Source organism: Flavobacterium foetidum (assembly GCF_004634245.1).
GTDB classification, from domain to species: Bacteria; Bacteroidota; Bacteroidia; order Flavobacteriales; family Flavobacteriaceae; genus Flavobacterium; species Flavobacterium foetidum.
In genome coordinates this window covers 1-18,016 of the sequence record NZ_SJTF01000001.1, presented here as the reverse complement: position 1 = coordinate 18,016, position 18,016 = coordinate 1, and the positions used below count along the sequence as shown (strand labels likewise).

Annotated in this window: 14 protein-coding genes; 5 read left to right on the top strand and 9 right to left on the bottom strand. The window is 34.9% G+C overall.

From position 1 onward, the window contains the following. Nucleotides 1–69: 69 nt before the first annotated feature. The 8 genes from yidC to guaA form a co-directional block, all read right to left on the bottom strand. Nucleotides 70–1,980, bottom strand: coding sequence for a membrane protein insertase YidC (gene yidC / locus E0W73_RS00070; protein WP_135220048.1), 1,911 nt, complete (start codon nt 1,978–1,980; stop codon nt 70–72). Nucleotides 1,981–2,060: 80 nt separating this feature from the next. Continuing rightward, nucleotides 2,061–3,674 carry a CTP synthase gene (locus tag E0W73_RS00065; protein WP_135220047.1) on the bottom strand — a complete coding sequence of 538 codons (1,614 nt, stop codon included), beginning with the start codon at nt 3,672–3,674 and terminating at the stop codon, nt 2,061–2,063. A 222-nt stretch (nt 3,675–3,896) separates the two neighbouring features. Further along, nucleotides 3,897–4,127: a DUF3820 family protein gene (locus tag E0W73_RS00060; protein ID WP_135220046.1), complete on the bottom strand. Its 231-nt coding sequence runs from the start codon at nt 4,125–4,127 to the stop codon at nt 3,897–3,899. A 165-nt stretch (nt 4,128–4,292) separates the two neighbouring features. Beyond that, complete coding sequence (gene nagB, locus E0W73_RS00055; RefSeq protein ID WP_135220045.1) at nt 4,293–6,221, bottom strand: glucosamine-6-phosphate deaminase; 1,929 nt, start codon at nt 6,219–6,221, stop codon at nt 4,293–4,295. A 448-nt stretch (nt 6,222–6,669) separates the two neighbouring features. Beyond that, on the bottom strand, nt 6,670–7,071 hold the full coding sequence (locus E0W73_RS00050) for an OsmC family protein (protein ID WP_135220044.1): 402 nt from the start codon (nt 7,069–7,071) through the stop codon (nt 6,670–6,672). After that, nucleotides 7,071–9,137, bottom strand: a complete 2,067-nt coding sequence (locus E0W73_RS00045) for a PBP1 and LysM peptidoglycan-binding domain-containing protein (RefSeq protein ID WP_135220043.1) — start codon at nt 9,135–9,137, stop codon at nt 7,071–7,073. Before E0W73_RS00045 ends, E0W73_RS00050 begins: the two co-directional genes overlap by 1 nt. A 92-nt stretch (nt 9,138–9,229) precedes the next feature. Continuing rightward, nucleotides 9,230–11,134, bottom strand: a complete 1,905-nt coding sequence (locus E0W73_RS00040; protein WP_135220042.1) for a LysM peptidoglycan-binding domain-containing protein — start codon at nt 11,132–11,134, stop codon at nt 9,230–9,232. Nucleotides 11,135–11,328: 194 nt separating this feature from the next. Then, nucleotides 11,329–12,858, bottom strand: coding sequence for a glutamine-hydrolyzing GMP synthase (guaA, locus tag E0W73_RS00035; protein ID WP_135220041.1), 1,530 nt, complete (start codon nt 12,856–12,858; stop codon nt 11,329–11,331). Nucleotides 12,859–13,082: 224 nt separating this feature from the next. Between guaA and E0W73_RS00030 the strand changes: the two genes are divergently transcribed. Then, a complete protein-coding gene (locus E0W73_RS00030) occupies nt 13,083–13,610 on the top strand; it encodes a hypothetical protein (protein WP_135220040.1) in 528 nt (175 codons plus the stop codon). Between the two features lie 84 nt (nt 13,611–13,694). On the opposite strand, the gene E0W73_RS00025 is transcribed toward E0W73_RS00030, so the two are convergent. Then, entirely contained in the window at nt 13,695–14,432 is a 738-nt protein-coding gene (locus tag E0W73_RS00025; RefSeq protein ID WP_135220039.1) for a hypothetical protein, read from the bottom strand. A 325-nt stretch (nt 14,433–14,757) separates the two neighbouring features. Between E0W73_RS00025 and E0W73_RS00020 the strand changes: the two genes are divergently transcribed. The 4 genes from E0W73_RS00020 to E0W73_RS00005 all read left to right on the top strand — a co-directional run bounded on the left by E0W73_RS00020 (nt 14,758) and on the right by E0W73_RS00005 (nt 17,877). Then, nucleotides 14,758–15,672: a DnaJ C-terminal domain-containing protein gene (locus E0W73_RS00020; RefSeq protein ID WP_135220038.1), complete on the top strand. Its 915-nt coding sequence runs from the start codon at nt 14,758–14,760 to the stop codon at nt 15,670–15,672. After that, nucleotides 15,662–15,967 (top strand): chaperone modulator CbpM, encoded by a 306-nt coding sequence (locus E0W73_RS00015; protein ID WP_135220037.1) that lies wholly within the window; start codon nt 15,662–15,664, stop codon nt 15,965–15,967. Before E0W73_RS00020 ends, E0W73_RS00015 begins: the two co-directional genes overlap by 11 nt. 132 nt (nt 15,968–16,099) lie before the next feature. Then, complete coding sequence (locus E0W73_RS00010; RefSeq protein WP_135220036.1) at nt 16,100–16,480, top strand: RidA family protein; 381 nt, start codon at nt 16,100–16,102, stop codon at nt 16,478–16,480. Nucleotides 16,481–16,632: 152 nt separating this feature from the next. Further along, nucleotides 16,633–17,877 carry a voltage-gated chloride channel family protein gene (locus tag E0W73_RS00005; RefSeq protein WP_135220035.1) on the top strand — a complete coding sequence of 415 codons (1,245 nt, stop codon included), beginning with the start codon at nt 16,633–16,635 and terminating at the stop codon, nt 17,875–17,877. The last annotated feature ends 139 nt before the right edge of the window (nt 17,878–18,016 follow it).

Below are 18,016 nucleotides of genomic sequence, written 5' to 3'. Positions count from 1 at the left end.
ACGAAAATCTGAATCGTAAATTATAATGGTATAAAAAAATCCCGATAAATCGAGATTTTTTTATGAAGATTATTTTTTTCTGTTCTGAGCTTTTTTAGCCGCTTCCTGCTGCTCCATAACTTCCTGAAGACGTTGTTGGAATTTACTTGGCTTTTTAGGCTCTCTTTGTTTGTTTTCTTGAATCTGAGCGTGAATTTTCTCGCTGTCAACAATGTAATTTTTGATTACAAACATAATTCCGATTGTAATTAAGTTCGAAATAAAGTTATACAAACTTAATCCAGCACCATAATTATTAAAGAAAAGCAACATCATTAATGGTGAAACATAAATCATGATTTTCATCATTTTTGCCATATCCGGCATACCTTCCTGTTGTGGCGCTGCCATTTGCTGATCTCCAGATGTCATTTTCATGTAGAAGAAAATCGCAATTGCCGCCAAAATCGGAAACAAACTGATATGGTCTCCATAAACAGGAATACTGAACGGCAACTTCACTACAGAGTCAAAAGATGATAAATCGTCTGCCCAAAGGAATCCTTTTTGTCTTAACTCAAAAGCCGCAGGGAAAAACTGGAACGATGCATACATAAACGGAAGTTGAATCAATGCCGGGATACATCCTGCCATCGGGTTTACTCCCGCTTTATTGTACAATTTCATTGTCTCCTGTTGTTTCTTCATTGGGTCTTTTTTGTATTTCTCTCCCAACTCTGCAATATCAGGTCTTAAAACTTTCATTTTAGCCTGAGACAGGAACGATTTATAGGTAATCGGCGACATAGCCAATTTGATGATAATTGTAAAGATGATGATTGCGATTCCTAATGAAAGTCCGATTGTAGAACTTAAAAATGCAAATAACGGAACGAAAATCAGCTTGTTGATCCATCCAAAAATTCCCCATCCTAATGGAATGATTTTTTGGAAATTTTTATCGTATGTTTTTAAGACTTTATAATCTGCAGGACCAAAGTACCATTGCATTTTATAATCAATTTCGCCATTACTAAATGCTAAAGGAACATTCGCTTTAAATTGCTTAGTAAAAACAGTATCGATTTTTTCGTCGTTAACTAGATTAACCGACTCTATTTTTGCATTTTCAAATGGCTTTTCTGTTCGCAAAATAGAAGTAAAAAAGTGCTGTTTATAAGCTAAAAAGCTCACTTTGTCAACGCTTTCTTCTTCATGTTTACCTAAACCTGCATAATTGATTTTACCATCTTCATGCTCATAATAGATTTCGGCGTATCGATTTTCATACGAAACACTTTTTTCGTTTCTGTAAGTTTTCAAATCCCACTGCAAATCAATTGGTTTAGCACCATTCAGAACCTTATTCAACCCTTGAGAACGAATGTCAAAACCAACTAAGTAATCGTTTGGCTTAAGGATGTATTTATACTCTAAAAATTCGTTGGCACCCGCTTTCAGACGCATAGACAAAACCTGATCTGCACCAATTTTTTCTAAAGTTGGCTCAAAATACAAATCTTTAGAATTTAATGTTCTGTTGTCTGTTGTAAGAAGCTGTAGATTTAAGTTTGAATTATTGTTTTTGATTAATTCAACTAATTGACCTGAACCTTTTCTTAATCTTTCGAATTCTTTTAAAGTTGCTTCAACAATATAACCACCTTTATTAGCGATTTTCAATCTTAATTTCTCATTTTCGATTGTAGTAAAAGCTTCTTTTGCAGAAGGAAGTGTTGCAGAATAAGCAAATCCGCCTAAAGTTTTTTGCAATTGTGCTAGCTGAAGTGTATCTCCAGGTGTTGCAGCAACTGGCAACGATGCTGTTTTGGCTTTATCTGCTTTAGCTTGTGCTTCTTGTTTAGCTACTAATTCTTTCTTGGCTTTTTCAGCAGCAATTTCTTTTTCAGAAGGTTGATTTTGATACATGATCCAAAGCAAAATTCCGAATATCAATACAAAACCAATGATTGAATTAAGGTCTAATTTTTTTTCTTCCATTATTAATTTAAAAAAGTTATTCGTTAGAAGTTATTAGTAGGTCTTTAGCTTAAAAGTTACAACCTCTTAGAATATTATTATTATTTTTTGTGTGTATTTACAGCAGCAGCTACAAAGTTTACAAATATCGGGTGCGGATTGGCAACCGTACTTTTGTATTCAGGATGATACTGTACTCCAATAAAGAACGGGTGATTGTCTAATTCTACAATTTCTACCAATCCTGTATCAGGGTTAACTCCAGAAGCTTTTAAACCAGCTTTCTGTAATTCATCTGCATATTTATTGTTGTACTCGTAACGGTGGCGGTGACGCTCAGAAATAGTTTTTTCTCCGTAAATCTTGTATGCCAAAGTATCAGGCTTAATATCACATTTCCAAGCACCTAAACGCATAGTTCCTCCTTTATCGGTTACGTTTTTCTGCTCTTCCATTAAGCTTACAACCGGATGAGATGTTTTCTCATTCATTTCTGTTGAATTTGCCTCCGCATAACCTAAAATATTTCTAGAATATTCGATAACAGACATCTGCATTCCTAGACAAATTCCGAAAAACGGAATGTTGTTTTCACGTACAAAACGAACTGCTTCGATTTTTCCTTCAATACCTCTTTCTCCAAAACCTGGAGCCACTAAAACTCCGTCTAAAGAACCTAATTTCTCTTCCACATTATCAGCATTAATATGCTCTGAGTGAATTGAAATTACGTTTACTTTTGTTTCATTTGCAGCACCTGCGTGAATGAACGCTTCTAAAATAGATTTGTAGCAATCCTGCATTTCTACATATTTACCCACCAAACCAATATTTACTGTCTGCTTCGGACTTTTTAATCTTTTTAAGAAAGTATTCCAGTTTTTAAGGTCTGGAGATGCTTTTTTAGGCAAATCTAGTTTCTTTAAAGCCACAACATCTAATCCTTCTTCAAGCATTAAATTCGGAACTTCATATATTGTAGAAGCATCAATTGACTGAATAACTGCTTCTTTTTTCACATTACAGAATAACGCTAATTTCTGGCGTAATTCCTGAGACAATTCGTGCTCTGTTCTACAAACCAAAATATCTGCTTTAATACCGCTCTCCATTAAAGTTTTAACAGAGTGCTGTGTTGGTTTTGTTTTCAACTCACCAGCAGCAGCCAAATAAGGAACTAAAGTCAAATGAATCACGATTCCGTTATTTTCTCCTAACTCCCAAACCAACTGACGAACAGATTCTATATAAGGTAAAGATTCGATATCACCAACCGTTCCACCAATTTCAGTAATAACAATATCATAATCGCCAGATTTACCCAGCAACTGCATTCTGTCTTTGATTTCGTTTGTAATATGAGGAACAACCTGAACTGTTTTTCCTAAAAACTCCCCTCTTCTTTCTTTTTCAATAACCGAAAGATAAACTCTTCCTGTAGTAACGTTATTAGCCTGAGAAGTAGGAACGTTCAAGAAACGCTCGTAGTGTCCTAAATCTAAGTCTGTCTCTGCTCCATCATCTGTCACATAACATTCTCCGTGCTCATAAGGATTCAAAGTTCCCGGATCTACGTTAATGTATGGATCAAATTTCTGAATAGTTGTGCGGTATCCTCTTCCTTGTAACAATTTTGCCAAAGACGCCGCGATAATCCCTTTTCCTAATGAAGAGGTCACACCTCCTGTAACAAAAATATATTTTGTTTGATTCATTCTGTTGTTGTTTGTAAGTAGTTGTGTAAAAAACTTGGCAAAAGTACAAATTTAATTAGACAATTTGCTAATTAGAAAATTAGAAAATGTCTCAATTAGAAAATTTAAGAAATAGATAAGTGATAATTAAAAAACAATGAATTAAATTAACTTTTAAGCAATATTTTAATATTATCTTTCTAAACATTATCTAATTATCTAATTTTCCCATTATCTAATTATTTAAGGTTTCGGATATTGTTTCTTGATATTCCGAATCAATTCTTCCAAACCATTTAATTTCAATTCATAAATCAATTGCAATTGCTGCCCTAATTCTCCTTTTGGAAAACCTTTATTATGATACCAAACCACATAATACTCTGGAAGATCTATTAAATATTTTCCTTCGTATTTCCCGAAAGGCATTTTGGTGTGCGCTAATTTTATGAGTTGTTTTTTGTCTTGTTCCATTTTTAAAAGAAAAAAGAAGCAAGAACAAAGAATATAGAATTCTCTTTCTTGCTTCTTTTGCAAAGCTATTATTAATTTGCCACAGATTAAAATGATTCACACAGATTATTAAATCAAAAGAATAAAAAAACTCAGAATCTTAGAATCTTAGCAACTTAGAGCCTTTTAATAATGCCATCTCACAAAAGCTTCCATTGCTGCATAGGTTGCCAAACCTAATTGTTGGTACAAGTCAGCTGTTTCGCGGTTTCTGTCTTCGGCTCTCTGCCAGAACTCTCTTGCATCTGTTCCCTGAAAAACAACTCCGTCTTTTTGAGATTGGTGTTTGAAGATTCCGTGACGTTTTGCCAGAACTTGGTCCGGACTCATTGGAACTGCCATTTCAACTTCGTCAATTCCCCATTCCTGCCAAGCTCCACGGTACAACCAAAGCCAGCAGTCGTTCATGAATTCTTTTGGTTTTAAAACTCTTACGGCTTCAAAAATAGCATCTAGACAAACTTTATGCGTTCCGTGTGGATCTGCTAAATCTCCAGCTGCATAAATCTGATGTGGTTTAATTTTCTCAATCAAATCAACTGTTAGCTGGATATCTTCTGCTCCGATTGGTTTTTTCTCGATTGTTCCGGTTTCATAGAAAGGCAATTCCATAAAATGAATCTGAGAATCAGGAAGTCCGACAAAATAACTTGTTGCTCTCGCCTCTCCTTTTCTGATTAAACCCTTAATGTAACGAACTTCTGGAATATCAATTTCGCTGTTCTTCTTGTTTTCTAGGAAAGCTTCTGCCTTTTTGTAAATGTTATCAGCCTCTTCGCTTTTGATTCCGAATTTCTCGTTATAATCAATTACGAATCTTGCAAAACGCAGTGCCTCGTCGTCTGCAACTGCGATATTTCCAGATGTCTGGTAAGCAACATGCACTTCATGACCTTGCTCTTGAAGACGCATAAAAGTTCCTCCCATACTAATAATATCATCGTCTGGGTGTGGACTGAAAATCAATACGCGTTTTTTAGCCGGTTCTGCTCTTTCTGGACGGTTTGAATCGTCTGCATTTGGTTTTCCGCCTGGCCAACCCGTAATTGTATTTTGTAATTTATTGAAAATCTTAATATTGATATCATAAGCCGGACCTGAATCTGCCAACAAATCGCTCATACCATTTTCGATATAATCTGCATCTGTAAGCATCAAAATTGGTTTTTTAAGATCCAATGCCAATCCTAAAACTGCCTTACGAGTCAATTTATCTGTCCAAATGATTTTTTCTACCAACCAAGGCTTGTTGATTCTTGTTAATTTTGAAGAAGCTTCTTTATCTAAAATAAAAACCGCATCATCATGTTCTTGCAAAAACGAAGCAGGAACTCGATTTGTAACTTCGTCCTCCACAGATTTTTTCACAATATTTGCTTTTCCTTCTCCCCAAGCCAATAAGATTACTCTTTTTGCTTCCATGATTTTTTTAACACCAAGTGTAATTGCTGTTCTTGGCGTATTATTTAAACCGAAGAAATCTTTACTGGCAGCAACTCTTGTAATATGATCTAAAGCCACCAAACGAGTTTTTGAGTTTTGAAGCGAACCCGATTCGTTAAAACCGATATGTCCGTTACCTCCAATTCCAAGAATCTGAAGATCAATTCCGCCCAAAGCTTCAATTTTAGCTTCGTAATCTGCACAATAATCAGCAATTTGCTCTTTAGTCAAAAGTCCGTCTGGAACGTGAGCGTTTTCAGGCAGAATATCGACATGATCAAACAAAAGTTCTTTCATAAAACGAACATAACTGTTTATTGAATTCGGTTCCATTGGATAATATTCATCCAAATTGAAACTGATTACATTTTTGAAACTCAAACCTTCTTCCTTGTGCAGGCGTACTAATTCAGCATATAATCCTTTTGGAGAAGAACCAGTTGCCAAACCTAAAATACAAGGCTTGCCTTCTTTTTGTTTTTCTTTGATCAGGTTTGCTATTTCCTGCGCAACTGCTTTTGAAGCATCTGTTGAATTCTCAAAAACAACTGTATTGATGTTTTCGAATCGTTTTTCGAATCCTGTTGCTTTGTCAATTTTACTTTTTAACATGATATAGTATTTTATTTTTTTTAATTCTATTGGTTTTGCATTTTTTTTGCAATTTTCAGACCTCTTATAGGCATTTGGACCAATAAGAGCCGTTTTCATATTTGCGAATCATTATTATGACGAATATTTCATCACAACCAAATAACAATCAACAACATATAAATATACAACTTTTATCAATAACGAACGTATTGTATTGATTCGAATATGAACTTAAAAAAGCGCATGCGTATTTTATGCAAATGTCTGCATTTTTTTTGCAATACAAAAATTATCTATTAATTTTCGTCAATCATTAAATTCGGTATGAAAACTTTGTTAGTTTTTTGTAATTCAAAAACAAACATCAATATTTTTTAAAAAGTCTATATTTTCGCGAAAAAACTTTTATGACAAACAAAAAGGCGTCTAAAAAAATTAGACGCCTTTTAAATGTATTTCAAAAAAATTATTTCCAGTTAAAAGTAATTCGCTTTTCTATCTCAGAACTCAAACTTAAAAACACCGGACACGTCATCGCTGCGCGTTCCAGTATAGTTTTGTTCTTTTGATCGGCAACACCTTGCATTTCAAAAACAATTTCGATTGCCCCAATTCTTCTTGGTTCAGCATTCATGATTTTGGTTACTTCGGCTGTAGAACCAGTAAAATCTACTTCCAAATCGCGGGCTTTAATTCCCATTATCGTCATCATACAACTTGCCAACGCATTGGCAACCGTATCTGTTGGAGAAAAAGCCTCTCCTTTTCCGTTATTATCAAGTGGTGCATCAGAAATGATTTCGCTTCCCGATTGCACGTGGATTGATTTTGTTCTTAAATCGCCTAAATAGGTTACTTTTGATGTCATTAATTTGCTTCTTTTAAAGTTAAATCAGTATCGTAATATAAGATGTAAACACCTTTATTGGCGTGTCCGCCGTCTTCTTTTCTGTAATATTGAAATTTGTTGTCTACCTGCTGCGTTGTCATAAGATCTGCCGTTTCAGGAAATGTTTTTCCTTGAACCAAACGCATCATCGTATCAAAAGTGACATCAAATCCTCTTGTTGCATAAGTATTAGGATTTACTTTATTTTTAAGACGGTATTCTTTTTCAAAAACAAGAACCGACTCTTCATCGCTTTCACGTGTCACAGAAGGGAACATTAATTTCAATTTTATCAGGTTCTCAAAATTAATTTCATCTGTATCAAGCGTACTGTTTGGCTCTAAAATCACCAACTGCACCTGACATGTTTTTTGAGAATCAAGCAAAGCCTTAATTGTTGCCTTAACCATTGCTGTATTTGCCGTTTCCATTACGACATAATTCATTCTGTTTGGCATTAAAAGGCTTTTCAAACTTGCCGCATCCAATGCTCCAGTTTCGGTTAGAGAAGCAAAAACAACTCCTTTTTGATTTTGTTTGATATAATTGATTACAGATTCTTTTTTCTTGTCGACAACCGCCACTATATTTCCGTTTTTGGCTCTCATATAATCAAAAACTGAATTTCTGACCACATCGATAGACGGAATTGTCTGATACAAATTATCTATCGGGTTTGCAATGTCTTTTGACAGAGGCGAAATCACAGGAACGTTGTACATACGAAGCGTATTTGCAGTCGCTTCTGCATTGCTTTGATAAAACGGTCCGATTACAGCATCTGCATTCTGCAATTTACTTATTAATCCCGAAACATTCGAAGTTGTTTTGGTTTCCTGCGAATCGTAAATCGAAACATCTATTGGAAGCTTAAGCGCTCTTGCCGAATCAATTGCCATCATAGCTCCTGAATAAAAATCAAGAGTCATATTCAAGAATTTATCCGTTTTAAGCCTTGAAGCTGTTCCGGCCGTGTCACTTTGAATTTTAGCCAGATTGAAAGGAAGCAACAAAACTACTTTTTTGCGTTCTGTAATACCTCTTTTCTTTGTTAATGCTACAACCTCAGCGTTGTTTTCCTCAGATTTAACTTTGTCCAAAATTTTGATTCCACCGCCATTTCCGCTTGGTTGCGTTTCAGTTTTTTCTGCCGGTTTCTCAACAGGCTGTTGTGCTACAATTGGTTGTGGAGCCACATATCCCGCAGGAACTTTTAAAACCATTCCTTCCTTCAAACCCTCAGATAAAGAAGGATTAAGCGCTTGCAGTTCGTCTTGTGACAAATGAAAAGTTCTTGACAAACTATACAATGTTTCTTTTGGCTTTACCTGATATTCCATGTACGAAACCGTTTTTTTAGAACCTTCTGTCCCTTTTTTGGTTTCTGCAGGTTTTACTGAAATGGCCGAAGTAGCTTCTGTTTTTGGAGCAGTTCCAGAAATTGTCAAACGATATCCGACAGGAAGGCTAGCAACAATTTCAGGATTGCGTTTTTCTAAATCTTCGATTGTCGTATTGTATTGTTTTGCAATAGAATACTTTGTTTCTTTTGGCTGTACATCATGATATACATATTTCTCATAACCTTTTTCTTTTGTCGGTTTTGCCACTGTTTTAGGAGCAGAACCTTTAGCTGGAATTACGAGTTTCTGACCAATCTGAACGCCTGTTTTTTCTAAAAACGGATTTGCCGCTTTTAGAGCTTCGTCCGAAATTCCATATTTTTTCTCAATACTGTAGAAAGTCTCTTTTGGCTGTACTTCGTGAATAATTTCCTTACCAGAAGCCGTTGCAGTTTTGGCTTCAGAAACCTCTTTTTTAACCTCTCCTGATTTGGTCGGAATCAGCAAAACCGAATTCGGAACCAAACCTGTTCTGGCATCTGGATTCAGCTGGTAAATATCATAAGGCGTCACCTTAAATTTCTGCGCAATCTGATTAATGGTTTCTCCTGCCGAAACTTTATATTTCACCACTTTTTCCTGAGAAAAAGCAGTTGCATTAATAAAAAGGACAAAAGACAATAATGTTAAATAATATTTCATAGTATGGCTTAAAATAATTTAATTTCTAATTCAAAAACTAATTACAAATTTTCCTGAAAGCAAAATTCGCGCCGTTTGTTGTTTTTTTTTAATTACCTCAGGTCAATTTCAACCTTGGCGATAGTGATTTCTTTATATAACTCATCTTCTTCTTTTTTCTTGCATTTGTAAAGCACTTCTTCCATGTTTTCGAACTTGTCGCTGTAAACATAATACGAAAGACTATTGATATTAAAGAAAAAACTAGCGTGAAAATCGCCCGCATCAATAAGTTTCATAATCAACCTGTCGCGTTCAACTGCGTCTGTAAATATACCTAAAACTAAGTAATAGCCGTTTGAAACTTCTTTAAGATTATCATAAACTTCAACATTTACTGTTTTATCTTTACGTAACGGATTGTCTTTCAGCTCCTGCCTCATTTCTTCAAGAGAAAGTATTTTGGCATTTTCTGCCGAATTTGTTTTCATTTGTTTTTTTAGGACTTCGTCTTGATATTTTTTCAATTTAACTAAAGCTAGCTTATCATCAAATTTGCGAGCTTCCATACTATAATACGAAGCTTTGCTGATATGTCTTTTCACTTCGATTTTTTTCTGAATATCAAGCGAATCTATTTTGGCTATCAAAAGCTGATTTTGGGCATCGCCTTTTTCTTGCTCTGTCCGATAACGTTTTATTTCTTCTAATGACAAACGCTTTTGCAAGGGTTCTGCATTGTTTTTTTTCTCGCTTTCGCGGATTTTCTTCTTGTATTCCTGATTTTCTTCAACCGCAATTTTCTCTACCTTATTCATCAAACCAGCATAGGCTTTCCGATTTTCAGCCAGTTCTCTTTTTAATTGAGAGGATAATTCGTTCGTTTTATTAATGCCATCAAATGATTGCTTTTCCAAACGTTTTGATTCCTCGATATTTAAAACTTCCATTTTCTTCAATTCTTTCAAATCATTATTCATGGAAGCCACGAGCGAATCTAATTTTGCCATCAAAATATCCTGAACATTTTTATTGGCTTCTAAAACCAAACGCAGTTTCTCTACCGAGTTTTCCTTAGAACCATTCATATCGTTCAGATTCACTTTCAAATCATTGATTTTAATAATCTTCTGATTCATTTCTTTCTGAACAATCAGCCTGTCTTTCAAATCCTCGATTTCGACAGTTTTGGCTTTTGTTTTTTCAACCACGACTTGCTTTTCAGCCAAAGCCAACATTAATTCCTCGCTTTCGTTTGCGGGTTTGATTTGTTTGGTGTTGATCGCTAGCTTATTTCCAACAATTAATCCGTTTACGATTTCTGGATTTTGAGATTCAAGTTGTTCTATCGAAATTCCGTATTTTTTTGCAATCGCATATTTGGTTTCTTTTGACTCTACGACATGAAAAATAGTTTCCTGATTGATAACTCGGACTCTTCCATCGAGCGTTTTTCTTTTATTCGGAATTAAAATCGTTTGTCCGATCTGCAATCCGTTTTGCAATAATTCCTTATTAAGATTTTCTAAATCTTGAACCGACACATTATATTGCCTCGCAATACCGAAAAGCGACTCTTTTGCCAATACCTGATGTGCTACTTTTGAAGAAACAGCTTTTTCTGGCTGAACATAATCTGGATTTTGAGGAATAATTAATTCTTGGCCTATTTGAAGTCCGCTAGCGAGAATTTCTTGATTTGCATTTTGAATCGCCTCAACCGAAACATGATAGTGCTTAGACAAACCAAACAATGTTTCTTTGGCTTCAACAATATGAATTAGTTGATTCTGAGTTTTTTCCAAATGCATCGGAATCCTTAAAACCTGATTATCCTTGATGCCGTTTTGAGATTCTGGATTAAGCTTGTAAATCTCATCAACAGAAACCTTGTATTTCTGAGCTATAAAATAAGCGGTTTCTCCTTTTTGAATTTTGTGTTCGATAATTGATTCTTGCGCAACTATTTTGCCAAAAGACAAAACAAAGACAAGAGAAATCGTCAAAAGCTCTCTCATAAATAGTAGGTTGTAAAAAAATTAAGGCATTACAAATGTAACTTAATTTTAAAAAAAGTACTATTATTACTTAGATGTTTGTTACAACTTAGAACATTCAATACTCTAATTCCAAGAAATTACCCCACTGTACGATATATGTAAACAAAAAAAATGCCCGTAAAATACGGACATTTTTACTATAATAATCTAGATTATTCCCACTCAATTGTTGCTGGTGGTTTTGAACTAATATCGTAAACCACACGATTGACTCCTTTTACTTTATTAATGATGTCGTTTGATACTTTCATCAAGAAATCGTACGGTAAATGAACCCAGTCAGCTGTCATACCATCTGTTGATTCTACAGCTCTCAGCGCTACCACTTTTTCGTAAGTACGCTCATCTCCCATAACACCCACAGAGTTTACAGGAAGCAAAATTGCTCCTGCCTGCCAAACTTTATCGTATAGTCCCCAAGATTTTAATCCTTCGATAAATACAGAATCTACATCTTGCAAAATTCTAACTTTCTCTGGAGTAATGTCTCCTAAAATTCTGATTGATAATCCTGGTCCAGGGAAAGGGTGTCTTCCTAATAGTTCAGGATCTATTCCTAATGTAGCACCAACTCTACGAACTTCGTCTTTAAACAGCATTCTAAGTGGTTCTACAATTTTTAATTTCATATAATCTGGCAATCCGCCAACGTTGTGATGCGATTTAATAGTTGCAGATGGTCCTTTTACCGATACAGATTCGATAACATCTGGGTAAATAGTTCCTTGAGCCAACCATTTTACGTCTTCTAATAAATGTGATTCATCATCAAAAACCTCGATAAATACGCGACCAATTGTTTTACGTTTTGTCTCAGGATCACTGATTCCAGCTAATTCGCCAAGGAAACGATCGCCGGCATCTACACCTTTTACGTTTAATCCCATTCCTTTGTATTGGTTCAATACATTTTCGAATTCGTTTTTACGTAAAAGTCCGTTGTTAACAAAGATGCAATATAGATTTTGTCCGATTGCTTTGTTTAATAAAACTGCCGCTACAGTAGAATCTACTCCTCCAGATAAACCAAGGACAACTTTATCGTTTCCTAGTTTTTCTTTTAATTCTGCTACCATTTCGTCAACAAAAGCATTTGGAGTAAAGTTTTGAGGAACTTCGGCAATTTTCACTAAGAAATTTTCCAGCATTTTTTTTCCGTCAGTAGAATGGTAAACTTCTGGATGGTACTGAATTGCATAAGTAGTTTCGCCTTCAATTTTGTAAGCTGCGTATTCTACATCATGCGTGCTTGCTAATTTTACCGCATTTGTCGGAAGTGCTTTGATGCTATCGCTATGGCTCATCCAAACTTGGCTGTTTTCTGAAACTCCGTCAAAAAAAGTTTCACCTTCTTTAATATAAGACAAGTTTGCTCTTCCGTATTCTCTTGTGTTTGAAGCAGCAACCTCTCCACCGCTAAAGTGCGCTAAATATTGCGCTCCGTAACAAACGGCAAGCAAAGGCATTTTACCTCTAATTTGCGATAAATCAGTATGTGGCGCATCTTCTCCTCTTACAGAGAAAGGGCTTCCTCCTAAAATTACGGCTTTATAACTTGATAAATCACTTGGAATGTGATTGTAAGGAAAAATTTCGCAGAATATATTTAATTCGCGAACTCTACGCGCAATAAGCTGAGTATATTGCGACCCGAAATCTAAAATAAGTACGTTGTGTTGCATGCGCAAAAATACTTTTTATATTCGAAATTGAAAAATCGCAGCAGTGAAAAAAAAATATTTTTTTTCACTGAAGGTCCTAAGGTACTAAGTTGCTAAGATTCTGAGCTTTTTTACTGTAAAAACGGATAACTTAGCAGCTTAGTAGCTTAGCTCCTTAGAAACTTTAAAAAAAATCCAAAAACCAAATTATTTCGTATCTAAGAAAAACCCAATCAAATTAAACTATGAAATCAAAATTTATTGCGCTTACACTTTTATTGTCTTTTGCTTTTACCTCTTGCGATACTGTCGATGATTTGCTGAGTTTTACCATCTCAAACAATGCTTCGATAAAAATAAAAAGTACTTCGCCGATTAATCTTCCTTCAGAAATTATTACTCCAGAAGTTACGACCAATTCGTCTTCAGAATTTGAAAACAACAAAACAAAGGCTAGTCTTGTAAAAGATGTAAAGATCAGATCCTTAAAATTGTCTATCTCTGATCCTTCAGACAAAACATTTACATTCTTGAAGACGATACATATTTATATTTCGACTACAGATTCAAACGAAATAGAATTAGCGTATCAGGAAAATATCAACTCTTCTTCAAATGAAATTGATTTGGTATGCACAGATAAAAAACTGGACGAATACATTAAAGCCGATAGCTATAAAATAAGAACACAGGTTACTTTAAAAGAAACGCTGACCAAAGATGTTACGGTAAAAGCAAATATGAAGTTTAGAGTTACTGCTGATCCGTTTTAATCTTCTTTTTGAGTGACAAAGTTACAAAGGTTCAAAGTAGCAAAGCATAAAACTGTGTTTCTTTGAACCTTTGTCGTTTAAAAATTATTTTTTTGATTTTGTAAGCGGTTTTTGTTGTTTTACTATAATAAACTTCGCTTTAAATCCTGTATCTAAATTGTTCCAATAATCAGATAAAATACGATTCCCCTCCGCATCTATAATTTCAAATCCACCAGTATTTCCACCAAGTGTTCCAATATTAAGCGCTTCTAACTCAAATGTGTTAAAGCCTTCATTAAAAGTAATTTTAAAACTTTGATATTCAGCCTTCAAAATCATTCTTTCCACAACAACATTCTGATTAAAAACGGCCTTAATTAAATCACCATCAATTGCACCGGCATCACGACATTTTACAATAAAATATGCAGAACTAGTATAAATATCCCCAAATTCAATATTTTTTCTAGTCAACGGTCCTCTTTCTTCCGATAATCCAGCTTCTTTTAAATCTCTTTTCAAATCCTTTTCCATTTTATCAACGTAACGGTCGCCTGGATTGGCAAAGTCGTTTTCTGTAGACATGCTGAATTTGCTTTTCTCTTCGCCAATCTGAAATTTAGAAGGAGTTGTTATGGTTTTGTTTTCAAAAACATTGGGTGTTTTTATGCTCGGAATGTCCAAACTTTCAGTCTCTGGATTTTTAGTTTCTGGAATTGGTGTTTTCTTGGGTTTTACACCAAATTTTGGGGCAGGAATCGGTTTGTACTTCCCTCCAACCTCCTGTGCTGAAACTGAAATTGCTGTAAGTAATAATATGAAAAATAAAATATGCTTCATTAAATAAGAATTATAGGGTCTGCTTTTATAAATTAATTTTATAAGATCAAAAAGTCTCAGCATCACAAAAATACTATAATTTCGTTAGGCGTCGCAACTTTAGGAGTTTTATAACATTAAATTATGCTAATTTTTGGAATCAAAAAACCTGCCAAAATATAGTTTTTCTGCGAAAAATGAATTTCAAATTAAAAATTCCAAATACCAATACTGCCGTTTAAAATCTCTTATTTTTTTGCTGTTAAATACAAGTACGAATTTTGATAATTAGCAACTTATTCTTAAATTCAAGACTTTATTTTACCATTTATAAAATCTCATCAAAATGGATTATATCGATTATTACAAAGTACTAGATGTTACTAAATCTGCTACCGAAGCAGAAATCAAAAAGGCATATCGAAAACTAGCTCGAAAATATCATCCCGATTTAAATCCGAATGACAAAGAAGCCGAAAAAAAATTCAAAGAGATAAATGAAGCTAACGAAGTTTTAAGCAATCCTGAAAATCGTAAAAAATACGATAAATATGGAAAAGACTGGAAACATGCTGATGAATTCGAAAAAGCAGGATATAATCCAAATCAGCAACAGCAATATTCTAGACAGCAAAGCGGACAGGATTTCTCTGGTTTTGAAGGTGATTTTTCTGGAAGCGATTTTTCGGATTTTTTCAATTCCATGTATGGCGGAGGAAGAAGCCGATCACAGTCAAAATACAGAGGTCAGGATTTTAATGCCGAATTAGAACTAGATTTAAAAGCCGCTTACACTACACACAAACAAAATTTGACGGTAAATGGCAAAAATATCCGAATTACGATTCCAGCAGGTGTCGAAAACGGACAAATCATTAAAATTCCGAATCATGGAGGACCTGGTGTAAACGGCGGACCAAATGGGGATTTGTACATCACATTTATAATTTCTAATAATTCTGACTTTAAACGTGAAGGAAATAATTTGTATACCGATGCTCCGATTGATTTATACACAGCTATTCTGGGCGGAGAAACGCATATCAATACTTTTGACGGAAAAGTAAAAATCAAAGTGCCAGCCGAAACACAACCCGGAACAAAAGTAAAACTGAAAGGAAAAGGATTTCCAGTTTATAAAAAAGAAAATCAGTTTGGGGATCTATACATTACTTATACCATAAAACTTCCCACAAGATTGTCTGACAAGGAAAAAGAATTATTTGAGGAACTGGCAAAACTAAGAAATCATGAAAAGTAAAAATCTAATCCAAATAAAACAGTTTTGTGTATATCATGAAATTGAAAACACATTTATTACTGAGCTCAACAATTACGGTCTGATTCAGATTATTGTAGATGAAAATGAAGAATATCTGGAGCCTGAACAACTCCCGACAGTAGAAAAAATGATCCGAATGCATTACGATCTGAACATAAATTTTGAAGGATTAGACGCGATTGCTCATTTGCTGGGCAAAATTGAGGCATTACAGCAAAATCTGAATACAGTTCAGAATAAGCTTCGCCTTTACGAAGAGAACCAAAGGGAATAATATCACAAAAAAGCTTGATTTTCGATTTGATTTCAAGCTTTTTTCTATTTCTTTCAAAAGCATTATCCTTAAATTGCCGCTAAATTAATTAACTGGAATTGGTCTGTGAGGCTAATTCACAAAAACTAAAAAATGAAAAGAGAAAATATCTTAACTGGTTCTCCGTGGGAAGACAAAATGGGATACTGCCGTGCTGTACGTATCGGAAATATTATTGAAGTTTCGGGAACTGTAGCCATTGTTGACGGAGAAAAAGTAAAAGCAGATGATGCGTATGCCCAAACTTACAATATTATTGAACGTGTAGAAAAAGTCTTATCAGATTTGAATGTCGGGATAAAAGACGTCATCAGAACCCGAATATTCACAACAGATATTTCTACGTTTGAAGAAGTTGCCAAAGCGCATGCTGCCTTTTTTAAAGATGTAAAACCTACAACAGGATTCTACGAAATCAGTAAATTAGTTGCACCAGAATATTTGGTAGAAATCGAATTTACTGCTGTAGTATAATATTTTTTTCTGCCACAAATTTCACGAATTTCCGCTAATTATTGCTTCTTTTGGCATTCCTGATAACTATCGATATAATGAATTTAAAATGATTTCTTTCTTTTAATTCGTGAAAATTTGTGAAATTCGTGGCAAACTTTTAGAATTCATTAATGACTTTCCAAATCACCAAACAATTCCTGCTTTGTCTACCAAAATGGATTCTTATCTGTGCTTTAATCGGTATATTTTCAGGTTCTGCCTCTGCTTTCTTTTTAGTTTCTCTAGAATGGGTTACGCAATTTAGGATGCAGCACGATTGGATTATCTGGCTTTTGCCTTTCGGCGGATTGTTGGTTGGATTAACTTATTATTACTGGGGAGAATCGGTTGCAAAAGGAAACAATCTTTTACTTGAAGAATACGAAACACCCAAGAAAGTCATTCCGTTAAAAATGGCCCCTTTAGTGCTTCTAGGAACCTTGCTTACCCATTTATTTGGAGGATCAGCAGGACGTGAAGGAACTGCAGTGCAAATGGGAGGCGCAATTGCTGATCAATTCACAAAAATCTTCAAACTCAACAATTCTGAACGCCGAATTTTAATCATTCTCGGAATCAGTGCGGGTTTTGCTTCTGTTTTTGGTACTCCTTTGGCTGGAGCGATCTTTGCTTTGGAGGTTTTGTATTTCAGTAAGATTAATTTAAAAAGCATTTTCCTTTCTTTTCTAGTTGCTTATGCTGCTTATTTTACTGTAGAATTTTGGCAAGTAAAGCATACTCTTTACAATATCCCAATTGTTCCGGACATCAGTTTAAACAACATTATTTTCACGATAATTGTTGGAATTTTATCCGGATTTGCCGCTTTGCTATTTTCAAGAAGTACTCATTTTTGGAGTTCTGTTTTTGCTAAAAATATTAATTATCCGCCACTGCGGCCAGTAATTGGGGGCGTTGTACTGGCTATCGCAATCGCTGCTTTCGGTTTTACAGAATTCTCCGGATTAGGAGTTCCCGTAATTGTCGATTCTTTTTCAAATCCCAGCCAATGGTATGATTTTCTGTTTAAAATTCTTTTCACCGGATTTACCTTAGGAGCCGGCTTTAAAGGTGGAGAAGTAACTCCGCTGTTCTTTGTTGGAGCCACGTTGGGAAGCGCGTTATCTATTGTGATTCCGATGCCGATTGCACTTTTGGCTGGAATCGGATTTGTTGCTGTTTTCTCGGGTGCGACCCACACTCCTATCGCCTGCACTATTATGGGAATAGAATTATTCGGACTTGCTCCGGGATTATTTATTGCGATTGGCTGTACAATTGCTTATTTTTCTTCTGGCTCTGTTGGCATTTATAAATCGCAGATTGTAAAAGGTGCAAAATATAAGTTATACCAAAGGTTAAATTCTAATTTTTGAAATTCCAAATTCCAATCCAAATATGCATCGTTCCTACGGAACTTAAAAAAATGACCCTAATTATTTCCAACGGATTAAAATCCGTTGCTACAAAATGCCTCGTTCCTATGGAACTTTAATTGAAACCCAAAAAAACATC